The sequence below is a fragment of the Streptococcus sp. 10F2 genome (assembly GCF_054331515.2).
The window spans coordinates 1-11,067 of sequence record NZ_JBTGGE020000019.1 but is presented as its reverse complement, the minus strand read 5'-3'; the positions used below and the strand labels follow the sequence as shown (position 1 = coordinate 11,067).

Annotated in this window: 12 protein-coding genes; 6 read left to right on the top strand and 6 right to left on the bottom strand. The window is 40.2% G+C overall.

All coding sequences use genetic code 11. The annotated features are described in order from the left end of the window. Nucleotides 1-194 precede the first annotated feature (194 nt). Nucleotides 195-1,562, bottom strand: coding sequence for an acetaldehyde dehydrogenase (acetylating) (locus ACXM1Q_RS04925; protein WP_458516699.1), 1,368 nt, complete (start codon nt 1,560-1,562; stop codon nt 195-197). A gap of 221 nt (nt 1,563-1,783) precedes the next feature. Here ACXM1Q_RS04925 and queG point away from each other — a divergent pair, with 221 nt between their 5' ends. After that, nucleotides 1,784-2,917, top strand: a complete 1,134-nt coding sequence (gene queG, locus ACXM1Q_RS04920; RefSeq protein WP_458516697.1) for a tRNA epoxyqueuosine(34) reductase QueG — start codon at nt 1,784-1,786, stop codon at nt 2,915-2,917. A 187-nt stretch (nt 2,918-3,104) separates the two neighbouring features. Here queG and ACXM1Q_RS04915 read toward each other — a convergent pair whose 3' ends face one another. The 5 genes from ACXM1Q_RS04915 to ACXM1Q_RS04895 form a co-directional block, all read right to left on the bottom strand. Continuing rightward, nucleotides 3,105-3,803, bottom strand: coding sequence for an XRE family transcriptional regulator (locus ACXM1Q_RS04915; RefSeq protein WP_458516695.1), 699 nt, complete (start codon nt 3,801-3,803; stop codon nt 3,105-3,107). Between the two features lie 240 nt (nt 3,804-4,043). Next, nucleotides 4,044-5,018, bottom strand: coding sequence for a phosphate acetyltransferase (gene pta / locus ACXM1Q_RS04910; protein WP_458516693.1), 975 nt, complete (start codon nt 5,016-5,018; stop codon nt 4,044-4,046). Between the two features lie 11 nt (nt 5,019-5,029). Then, nucleotides 5,030-5,920, bottom strand: coding sequence for an RluA family pseudouridine synthase (locus tag ACXM1Q_RS04905; RefSeq protein ID WP_458516691.1), 891 nt, complete (start codon nt 5,918-5,920; stop codon nt 5,030-5,032). After that, on the bottom strand, nt 5,917-6,741 hold the full coding sequence (locus tag ACXM1Q_RS04900; protein WP_167758448.1) for an NAD kinase: 825 nt from the start codon (nt 6,739-6,741) through the stop codon (nt 5,917-5,919). Before ACXM1Q_RS04900 ends, ACXM1Q_RS04905 begins: the two co-directional genes overlap by 4 nt. Then, complete coding sequence (locus tag ACXM1Q_RS04895; RefSeq protein ID WP_135035182.1) at nt 6,725-7,396, bottom strand: GTP pyrophosphokinase; 672 nt, start codon at nt 7,394-7,396, stop codon at nt 6,725-6,727. Before ACXM1Q_RS04895 ends, ACXM1Q_RS04900 begins: the two co-directional genes overlap by 17 nt. Before the next feature lie 111 nt (nt 7,397-7,507). On the opposite strand from ACXM1Q_RS04895, the gene ACXM1Q_RS04890 reads away from it, so the two are divergent. The 5 genes from ACXM1Q_RS04890 (at nt 7,508) to ACXM1Q_RS04870 (ending at nt 10,857) form a co-directional block, all read left to right on the top strand. Further along, nucleotides 7,508-8,068: a CYTH domain-containing protein gene (locus ACXM1Q_RS04890; protein WP_458516689.1), complete on the top strand. Its 561-nt coding sequence runs from the start codon at nt 7,508-7,510 to the stop codon at nt 8,066-8,068. 66 nt (nt 8,069-8,134) lie between these two features. After that, on the top strand, nt 8,135-9,112 hold the full coding sequence (locus ACXM1Q_RS04885; protein ID WP_458516687.1) for a ribose-phosphate diphosphokinase: 978 nt from the start codon (nt 8,135-8,137) through the stop codon (nt 9,110-9,112). After that, nucleotides 9,109-10,224: a cysteine desulfurase family protein gene (locus ACXM1Q_RS04880; RefSeq protein ID WP_458516685.1), complete on the top strand. Its 1,116-nt coding sequence runs from the start codon at nt 9,109-9,111 to the stop codon at nt 10,222-10,224. The genes ACXM1Q_RS04885 and ACXM1Q_RS04880 overlap by 4 nt, the downstream gene beginning before the upstream one ends. After that, nucleotides 10,224-10,571, top strand: coding sequence for a cysteine desulfurase (locus ACXM1Q_RS04875; protein WP_458516705.1), 348 nt, complete (start codon nt 10,224-10,226; stop codon nt 10,569-10,571). Before ACXM1Q_RS04880 ends, ACXM1Q_RS04875 begins: the two co-directional genes overlap by 1 nt. A gap of 70 nt (nt 10,572-10,641) precedes the next feature. After that, on the top strand, nt 10,642-10,857 hold the full coding sequence (locus ACXM1Q_RS04870) for a DUF4649 family protein (protein WP_135035197.1): 216 nt from the start codon (nt 10,642-10,644) through the stop codon (nt 10,855-10,857). Nucleotides 10,858-11,067 lie beyond the last annotated feature (210 nt).

Sequence of the window (11,067 nt, the reverse complement as noted above, 5' to 3'; positions counted from 1 at the left end):
TAAAGATTTGATGACACTAAGAATCATATTCACCACCTCCTTTATTGTTAGTTTACTCCTTTTAGAAATAAAAAGAAAAGGCTTACCAGACTTTCGTCTAGTAAAACCTTAACTTAATGACATTGCCTACTCTGCCCCCCTTTTTGCTTCATGCCGTACAAAAAGAGACGGAAAAATCCGTCTCATTAATCTTTTTACAGTTCTCCAATTTCCTTATCCCCATACGCTAGGTAGCGAATATTGATAAGATTTTTTGGTCCAATATTATCTGAAGTGGAGCCATTTCCGATAGCGCCGCAGCCTAACATCATGGATGGTAGGAATCCGGTTGTTGCACCTACTGCTCCCAAAGCCGATCCAACATTGACGAGGACACGAGATACTGGACTGTGTAGGAAGAAATTTTCAACAACTTGATCGTCTTCTGTATGGAGCGACAGTGTGTGACCGAGTCCTTTTAATTCGAGAACTTTACGGCTTAAAGTCAAGCCTTCTTCCCAATCTTTCACAGTGTAGAAAGCTAAGACTGGGCAGAGTTTTTCAGTTGAGTATGGATAATCCCGACCAACTTGAGTTTCTTCATGAATAATGACGGTGGCATTGTCTGGGATGTTTACTCCGGCAATTTTCCCAAGGGTTTGTGCATCTTTTCCGACCATGGCTGGATTCATCAGTCCGTTACCTTGAATCATCAACTTGCCAAATTTGGCTGCATCTTCTCCCGTGATGAAATAAGCCCCTTGTTGGAGAAATTCTTCTTTTACGGCCTCAGCAATAGTTTCGTCCACGATAACGGATTGTTCTGAAGCACAAATAACACCATTATCAAAAGTTTTAGAACCAATAATCCGTTTAACGGTCAAAGGAATATTGGCTGTTTTCTCAATGTAGCAAGGCACATTACCAGGTCCTACACCAATGGCTGGTGTCCCAGAGGAATAGGCTGCCTTGACCATGGCTTTACCACCAGTTGCCAAAATCATCTTGGTGTCTCGGTTATCCATCAATTCTTGAGTTGCTTCAAGAGAAGCATATTCCAAATAGTTAACGGCGTTCTCTGGTGCTCCAAATTCTTTTAGGGTTTGGCGAATCACATCAACAGTCGCTTGAATACATTTAGCAGCACTTGGATGTGGGGAGAAAATGATAGAGTTGGCCGTTTTTAAGGCGATCATAGCCTTGAAAATGACTGTAGAAGTTGGATTGGTAGATGGAATCAAGGCTGCAATAACGCCAACTGGTACTGCTGCTTCCATTACTTTCTTTTCCTCGTCTCGATGAAGAATTCCGACAGTCTTTAAGTCCTTGTATTCCTCATATACTCCCATAGAAGCCAGCGTATTCTTGGCAACCTTATCCTGCCATTTTCCATAGCCGGTTTCTTTATTAGCCATTTTAGCCAATTCTTCTCGTTTAGCATAGGTTGCTTCTGCGACAGCTTTGACCAGATCATCAATTTTTTCTTGAGACCAGGTTCCCAGAATTTTCTGGGCTTCTTTTGCTCCGCGAATTTGATTGCGGACAGCTTGTTTGACCATGAGGTCTTTATCTGTAAGATGCATAGCGACAGCTCCTTTCATCAAAGATGCAGGCCTTTGCAATGCTTTGGGGTCTTTAGCCTACATCTTCTTGTAGACCCATTAACCATTTCCTATCTTATCTATAGTATACTCCTTTTGTAACCGCTTAGCAAATGTTTTGTGAAATTTTAACAATTTATTTTTTAACATAAATACAAGGATGTTTGTTTTTGTTTTTGGAAGATTTAAAGTATAATGAGCCTATGAATATAAAGGAAGAGATTAAAGCGCTAGCTAGACAAATTGGGATTTCGAAAATCGGTTTTACTACAGCTGATGATTTCAATTATTTAGAAAAATCTTTGCGTTTAGCCCAAGAAGAAGAGCGATCATCAGGATTTGAACATAAAATCCTAGAAGAACGGTTAGATCCGAAACTCAGTTTGAAGTCAGCCAAGACTATCATCTCCATTGCTCTAGCTTATCCCCATAAATTACCACAGCCGGCTAAAAAATCCGAATTTAAACGAGGCAAGTTCACTCCTTCTTCCTGGGGACGAGATTATCACTTCCTCCTACAAGAAAAAATGGAAGCATTGGCGCAAGCCATTCGTCAATTGGATACTCAGCTAGAATACAAAACGATGGTTGATACTGGGGCTCTTGTCGATACCGCAGTTGCTCAACGCGCAGGCCTAGGCTTTATCGGAAAAAATGGACTACTGATTACAGAAGAATATGGCTCTTATGTTTTCTTAGGTGAGCTCATTACCAATCTAGAAATTGAACCCGATCAACCCGTTCCAAATGGTTGTGGTGATTGTACCCGCTGTTTGACCTCTTGTCCGACATCTTGTCTGATTGGAGACGGCAGTATGAATGCCAAACGCTGCCTATCCTTTCAAACCCAAGATAAGGGCATGATGGATTTGGAATTTCGCAATAAAATCAAATCTGTTATTTATGGTTGTGACATCTGTCAAATTTCTTGTCCTTATAACAAGGGCATCCTTAATCAAGTACACACGGATATTGATCCTGAGCTTGCTCATCCTCAACTCCTTCCCTTCCTTGAGTTGAGCAATGGACAATTTAAAGAAAAGTTCGGTCAAGTAGCTGGTTCTTGGCGTGGAAAAAATATTCTCCAGCGAAATGCAATTATTGCTCTAGCGAATAGTCGTGATCGATCTGCTATTCCAAAATTACTTGAAATCATTGATACATCCCAGAATAAAATCCACGTCGCTACGGCCATCTGGGCCCTTGGCCAAATTGTTCCTAAGCCAAATCCAGAAATCATTGCTTTTATTGAAGATTTGCAAGGATTGGATGCTGATGGGCAACTGGAACAGACGAGACTGTTGGAAAAATGGCAGACAAGTTCTATTCGGTCATAAACTATATCCTACAAATTAAAAACTACAGCCACTCTAAAAATCCAGAGTGGCTGTAGTTTTTAATTAGGAAGCTAAATATTCGCTTGGATGACATATGAACCACTGCCATAAACAAATCCCATAGTTCTCAGGGTAGTTATAGGACTACAAGCATTCTAACGATAATCCAACAATCCTAGTTATCCTACTATATTTCTTCGATAGGTCGAAAGTGGCCAATAACCTTACCGACAATCCGAAAATCATCCTCAGGACCAGCAAACATATCCGCGTACTCTGAGTTAAAAGAAACAATTCGATAGCCTTCCACTTCACGATAGACTCGTTTGATATAAGCCCGTCCATTTAGGGAGATAGCATAGACAGCTCCATCATAATCAAATCCGTCATCATCAAACAAGGCTACTTCCCCATCAAAATATTGAGGTTCCATAGAATCACCTTGGATAAAGGATGCGAAGTCATAGGAATACTCCTGATCTGTATAAACTGTCTGGTAGGACTGTTCATCGTAGTAAGTTTCCCCGAAACCAGCGGATAAGGGAACCTGGTCTAATACCTGAACTGCAAATAGAGGCACTACTTTGGACCTAGCTTCTGCTGCTATTTGTGTATCTAATAAATTCTCAACATATTTCTCAGCTTTCAGCTTGTTGCTAGTATCAAGCTGTAGATAGGGATGAACAATGGCGTATTCCGATTCAAAATAGGTAGTCTCTACCCCAAAAAGCATACTTAGTTTTTCTAAATTCGCTTGATTCGGCTTGGCCCTCCCTAGCTCCCAACTAGCATAAGAAGCTCGATTAATTCCCAAAACTAAAGCAACATCTGCCTGTGTTTTTCCTTGCTTTTCACGTAAATCCCGTAATCGTTTACCAGAAAACATAACAATCCCTCCTTGGTGTTTTATAAAACACATTATAGCGTAAAAATTGAATAATGTCTATCCATCACCTGAAGAATAGAAATGATTTGACGCCAAAAAGCTTCTTTGAAGCAATGCCCCAAAGAAGCTTTATCAAGCTATATTATTTTAAAATCTAATCGGATATCTGCAGATTTATTCCAATTGATAGAACCGTTTAGAACTGGATACGACTCTTCTTCGTTTAATCCTGGGCTATCATTAATGATAAAGTGCTTGACTAGCAGTAATAAGAGTTAATTTGTAGACATCTTTAATACTAGCTCCACGAGAGAGATCGTTTACCGGGTGATTCAATCCTTGTAAGATTGGACCGACTGCACTAAAGCCGCCGAGTCGTTCAACCATCTTATAGCAAATATTTCCTGACTCAATACTTGGGAAGACAAAAACGGTTGCCTGTCCTGCAACGGGACTATTAGGAGCTTTGAGCTTGGCTGTCTCAGGATCATAGGCAGCATCAAATTGCAGTTCTCCATCAATCAATAAATCAGGGGCTAACTCTTGAGCAAGCTTAGTTGCAGTGACCACCTTGTCGACCTTGGGACCAGAGCCACTTCCCTTTGTAGAGTAACTGAGCATAGCAATCTTTGGATCAATACCAAAAGCTTTAGCAGTCTCAGCTGAATTGACTGCAATTTCTGCTAGGACGTCTGCTTCTGGTTCAATGTTAATAGCACAATCCGCAAAAAGATAGCGTTCTTCCCCACGAACCATGAGAAAGGAACCAGAAGTCCGTTTAATACCTGGTTTGGTTTTAATAATTTGAAGGGCTGGGCGAACAGTGTCTGCCGTTGAGTGAATAGCTCCAGATACCATACCATGCGCACGCCCTGTATGTACTAACATCACACCAAAATAGTTGACATCTTCCGTTAGGAGGGTACGAGCATCTAATTCATTGAGTTTCCCTTGACGACGTTCCACTAAGCTGTCAACTAATTCATCTAGTTCAGCATAGTCCTTAGGATTGATCACTTCAAATCCCTCGGTAATTCCTTCAATTTCCAAATATAGCTTAATTCTTTCTGGGCTTCCCAATAGAACTGGAGTGATATCTGTATCCGTTACAATCCGTTTGGTTGCTTGTAAGATACGAGGTTCTTCTCCTTCTGGAAGGACAATCTTAACGTTTTTTCCCTGAAGGGATTGGCGAATGCTATCGAAAATTTTCATAGTAAACCTCCTTAAGGTTTGGGAAGGTCTCCGAGGACCTTTTGGAAATCAGTTGGAAGAGGAGCACGTAAAAAGAGTTCTTCCTCTGAAAAGGGATTGAAAAAGCGTAACGAATGGCAATGGAGCGCTTGGCGTTGAATACCGTCCGTCAAACTACCCCCATAGAGATCATCTCCTAACAAGGGATAACCTTGATGTGAGAAATGAACACGAATTTGATGGGTTCGTCCAGTATGCAATTGGATATCTACCAAATAGATTGGAGCACGGTCTGCCAAAACCTGATAGGAAGTACGAGCATACTTCCCGTCAGGTGCCACGCATCGAGTGATAATGCTATCTGGGTTACGAGCGATAGGAGCAACAATTTCTCCTTGTTGAGTAAGAGGAGATTCTCCCTTAACAAGTGCTAAATATTTTTTCTCAATAGTCCGAGCCTGAAGTTGTTTGTCTAGACGAGCGTGGGCATAGCCATGTTTTGCAAACAGCATGAGTCCTGAGGTATCGCGATCTAGCCGAGTCACAATATGGACTTGCTGATTTTCATAGCCTTGTTCCTGATAGTATCCTTTCACAAAATTAGCCATCGTATTGGAATGATTGACACTAGGAATACTAGCCACACCCGCTGGTTTATTGAGAACTAGGAAATGCTGGTCTTCATAGACAATATCTAACTTTTTAGAAATAGCTTCTAATTTTTCAAAGGGGGGCTCGGCTGGGATATCAATGATAAGTTCATCACCAATATCTAAGAGATATGTCGCAAATTGGGGCTTCCCATTTACTAAAATTTGACCACCACGGTATTTAACTTTCGCCAAAAGTCCCTTAGAAATATCATGGCGTTTGACAAAGGTCTTCACCTTGACATGCTCATCAACAATAAATTGAAATCTCATTCGTCCTCCACCTCTCCAATGAAGGAGTCTCGTACTCGTTCCCAGAAACTGGTATGTTTAGATGAGGCCATAAAAGAAATCTTACGATGATAGATTTGGCACTCGAACTTGGTTACCTGTTCCAATTGATAAATATGGTTATCAACTAATAAGGTATGGGCTGCATCCGACAGAGGGAGAATTTCGATTTTATCCTTACGAGGAACAATAATTGAAGATCCCAACGTACGGTAAACCCGATTATTGAGACTAGCAACTTCAGTAACCTGGAGAGCTTCAATTGTCGGATGCAAGACACTTCCCCCCAGAGACTTATTGTAAGCTGTAGAGCCAGTTGGCGTTGAAATACAGATTCCATCCCCTCGAAATCGCTCAAAGAGCACTTGGTTCAAGTGTAAATCTGCTACCATAGTCCGGTCTGTCCGTCGAACAGTCACTTCATTTAAAGCCAAATGTTCCTTTACTTCTCCTCCTTTATGGTGAATTTTAATTTGAAGCAAAGGATAAGAAATTTGTGCTCCTTGATCGAGAAGAAGATTTTGCACTAAAAGGTCTAGTTCAAAGTCTCGATAGTCTGTATAAAATCCTAGGTGACCTGTATGAACTCCAATAAAACGGACTTTATCTAACTGATGCTTGTAGCGATGAAAAGCAGAAAGTAACATTCCATCTCCACCGATAGAAATGACAATGTCTGGATTCTTTCGTGTTAATTCAAATTGCTTATAGGAACGTAGTTTCTGACTTAATTCATGGAAAACTTCCTGACTACGAGAGCGTTGGTTGGCGATAATCGCGATTCGTCTAACGGTATTCTTCATCAGTGTCATCACTATTACCTACTCCGTCATATAATTTACGATGCATGGGATCGAAGAGTGCTTGGGCATCTTGAATATCATCTCGAATTTGTCCCATTTCTTCATCTAGCTGATAGGCCATCCGAGCCGCTCTTTCTAAACGATTTTTAATTTCTTCTGGGAAATTACCCTTGTACTTATAATTCAAGGAATGTTCAATAGTCGCCCAGAAATTCATCGCCAATGTGCGGATTTGAATTTCTGCTAAAATAGTTCGGTAACCATGGATAGTATCAACTGGGTATTCAATAACAACATGGTAGGAGCGATAACCGCTCGATTTGCGATGATTAATATAATCTCTTTCTTGGATAATTCGCATGTCTTTGCGGCGGCGTAAAACCTCTAAGATTTCATAAACATCGTCTACAAATTGCACCATGATTCGTAATCCAGCTATATCTTGCATATCTTGCTCCAGCCGCTCCATTGCAATAGCTCGTATTACCATCTTTTCTTTAATACTCTCAATGGGCTTCACACGGCCGGTTACAAACTCAATGGGAGAATGAAGATTTTGCTTCCGGTATTGTTTCCGAATTCCCCTCAGCTTGATTTTCAATTCTCCCACGGCTTGAATGTATGGATCTAATAAATCTTCCCAATTTGGTTCCATCTTCGCCCCTCTCCTTGTACTTCCTAGTCTTTTTTAATACAATAGACACAATCTTATTTTAACACATTCTTGAAAACCTTTCCATTAATAGGATGAAAGTGAGACATAAAAATGCAACACCTAGAAATTGAATTCAAAAATTTACTGAAAAAAACAGAATATGACCAGTTACGTTCCCTCTTTCCTGAAGTCAGTCCAATCCATCAAACGAACTACTACATTGATAGCCCTAATTGGATGTTAAGAGAACAGGGGATGTCTTTGCGCGTGAGAACTTTTGACGAAGGCGGGGAATTAACCTTGAAAGTTCTTCAAGCTATTGGCAACATGGAATACAACCAAGAACTTCCAAGCGATATCTGGCCTCATTTCCCAGACCAGTTGCATCTTCCCGAGGGCTCTATCTTAGATTTAATTCAAGAAGAAGGCATTGATCTTGACCAGTTACGAATTCTAGGAAGTCTTCAAACCGAAAGAATAGAAGTAGAATTACCGATTGGACTTCTAGCACTTGATAAGAGCTGTTACTTTGATCAAATTGATTATGAATTGGAGTTAGAAGTTACGAATCCTGCTCAAGGTTATGAAGATTTTAAAAACTTCTTAGCAGAGCACAAGATTGAACAACGCAAAACTCCAACAAAAGTTGACCGCTTTTCTGCTAGATTATAGAAGGCTGAATCTTTAGACAAAATTTGATAAAATAGAAAGAAATAATAAAAGGAGTTCACCCCATCCATGATTGCGACACAAACCGACAAACAACAAATGAAAATTTTTTCATTAAATTCGAATCCAGAAATTGCAGAACTTATCTCCAAAGAAACCGGAGTTCCATTAGGAAAACTCTCTTCTCGTCAATTCTCGGATGGTGAGATTCAAATTAACATCGAGGAAAGTGTTCGTGGTTTTGATATTTACATTATTCAATCTACTAGCTATCCTGTAAACAACCACCTAATGGAGCTCTTAATTATGATTGATGCTTGTAAACGAGCTAGCGCTAACTCCATTAATGTTGTGATGCCTTATTTTGGTTATGCACGCCAAGACCGTACTGCTGCTCCACGAGAACCCATCACTGCTAAGCTAGTTGCGAATATGTTGGTGAAAGCAGGTGTTACCCGTCTTTTGACCTTAGATTTACATGCGGTGCAAGTACAAGGTTTCTTTAACATCCCTGTAGACAATCTTTTCACCGTTCCACTTTTTGCGCAACATTATTTTGATAAAGGTTTGTGCCAAGATGATGTGGTGGTTGTTAGCCCTAAAAACTCTGGAGTAAAACGAGCACGCCAACTAGCAGAACTTTTGGATTTACCAATCGCTATTATTGACTATGCTCAAGATGATTCTGATCGAGAAGAAGGATATGTCATTGGAGATGTTGCTGGGAAACGTGTCATCATGATTGATGATATCCTAAATACTGGTAAAACCTTCTCTGAAGCTGCTAAAATTCTAACAGATGAGGGAGCTACTGAAATCTTTGCTGCAGCGAGCCACGGATTATTTGCTGGTCAAGCGACCGAGCTTTTGAACCAGGCTAATATTAAAGAAATTGTTGTGACCGATTCTGTAGCAACCAAACAGGCTATCCCAGATAATACCTTGCGTTTATCGGCGAGTAACTTAATTGGGGATGCCATTGTTCGAATTCAAGAACGTAAACCTGTTAGTCCCCTATTTGATTTTCATAAAGAAGAAACAAAATGATTTATTTAGACAATGCTGCAACCACTAAAATCAGCTCAGCTGCCATGGCTATCATGGTGGAAATCATGCAAGAACATTATGGCAATCCGTCTAGCCCTCATGGCTTGGGTAGGGATGCTCGCAAATATTTACGTCAAGCACGTGAATCGATTGCAGGCCACTTGAAGGTTCCAGCGGATCAAATTATCTTCACTTCTGGCGGTACAGAATCCAATAATCTAGCTATTCTGTCCTATGCTTTAAGCCACCAGCATCAAGGAAAACACCTAATTACTACCGCTATTGAGCACCATTCTGTTTTAGAAGTTTTTCATAAACTTGAAAAGGAGCACGGATTTGAAGTTACCTACCTCCAACCTAAAGACGGCCATTTTAGAATAGAAGATTTCTGCACGGTCTTACGAGAGGATACCCTTTTAGTCTCTATGATGGCTGCCAACAATGAGACAGGTTCGCTACTTCCCATCGCTCAAGTCGGACAAATCCTTCAAGAACATCCAGCTGCCTTTCATGTAGATGCGGTTCAATGGATGGGAAAAAGGCCCATTCATCCTCAAGAGCTTGGGATAGACTTTTTGACGGGCTCCGCTCACAAGTTTCATGGACCTAAGGGAGTCGGTTTCCTCTATAATAGTATGCCCAAGTTAAAGAGCTTGATTCTTGGAGGAACTCAAGAAAATAAACATCGCGCCGGAACAGAAAATCTTCCTGGTATTGTTGCTATGGCTACCGCCTTAGATGAAAGTTTAGAAAATTGGGAGAAAAAAGAAGAGCACGTTCAAGAGCTTAAAACAACTCTTCTAGCAAACTTACCTGAGTCGGTGTTTCTGAATGAGACAGGGCCACAGTTACCACATGTCCTTAGCCTTATGATTCCACAAGTTGGAAAAGATAGCTTGCTAATGCAACTAGATTTGGCTGGGATTGCAGTATCTGGTGGTTCTGCTTGCACTGCGGGAACCTTAGAACCCAGTCATGTCATTGCAGCCTATTATCCAGACCAAACAGAACGAATCAATCATAGTATTCGTGTTAGTCTCTCAGATGAGACAAGTTTGGAAGATGTCCTAACCTTTACCCAAACACTCAAGAAAATAATTGGAGGATCATGATGGCCTTTTCAACTAGTGTTCATTTACCGAACTCTCCTTATCGCTACCATATTGATAAAAGAATTAAGAAATATACCCTACGTGATACAACCTTTACCCAAAACAAGGTTGGCAATTATGAATTGCAACGTCTCTTAGAAGAAGTTCCTAATAGTGGACAAGGATTTCTCGTTAAAATTGCTGTAAAAGAGGATTTATCTGCCTTTCGTTTAACGATTACCGATGCTTCCGGCCTCCACCAAGTTAATATTTTTCAAGACAAAGTCAGCCCTATTTATCGAGAAAAATTCTTTTTCCTCATGGACAGTTTAGTCGACCGTAATGTCTTTTCCAAAGAAGAGGTCTGAGCATCTCTTCTCCTTCCTGTAAATCTTTGTGTTACAATCAAGGCAAGAAGAAAAAAGGAGAGAATGATTTATGTACGAACTTCATTACACAGATTCCTATAAGGTTGATCGTAGTTTAACCTTTGAAAAATATAGTGACCTAACCCGCCAATTTTCAGGATGTTTAGCCATCCCAGATTATTTGAAGGTGACATCTTTTACTTTCAATGGTCAAGATCTTCTTTTCCAAGGAACCCTGGGAGATGTTTATCGCTTTATAAGTAGCGACGATTTCCCTAAAAATTAGTCGTATTTAGAAACCTAAAATGGAGTTCATCTTGTTATTTCCAATGAGATGAACTCCATTTTCTTATACGATAACAGTAAACAATCATTTGGAAATCGAAAATTTCATGAAAAGAATCTATCGTCTTTTTTTATTTTTAGAATAATTCTCATAATTGTGAGCAGATTATTGTCTTTCTCGATAGAAGTGTGATATAATTTGTTTGTAATA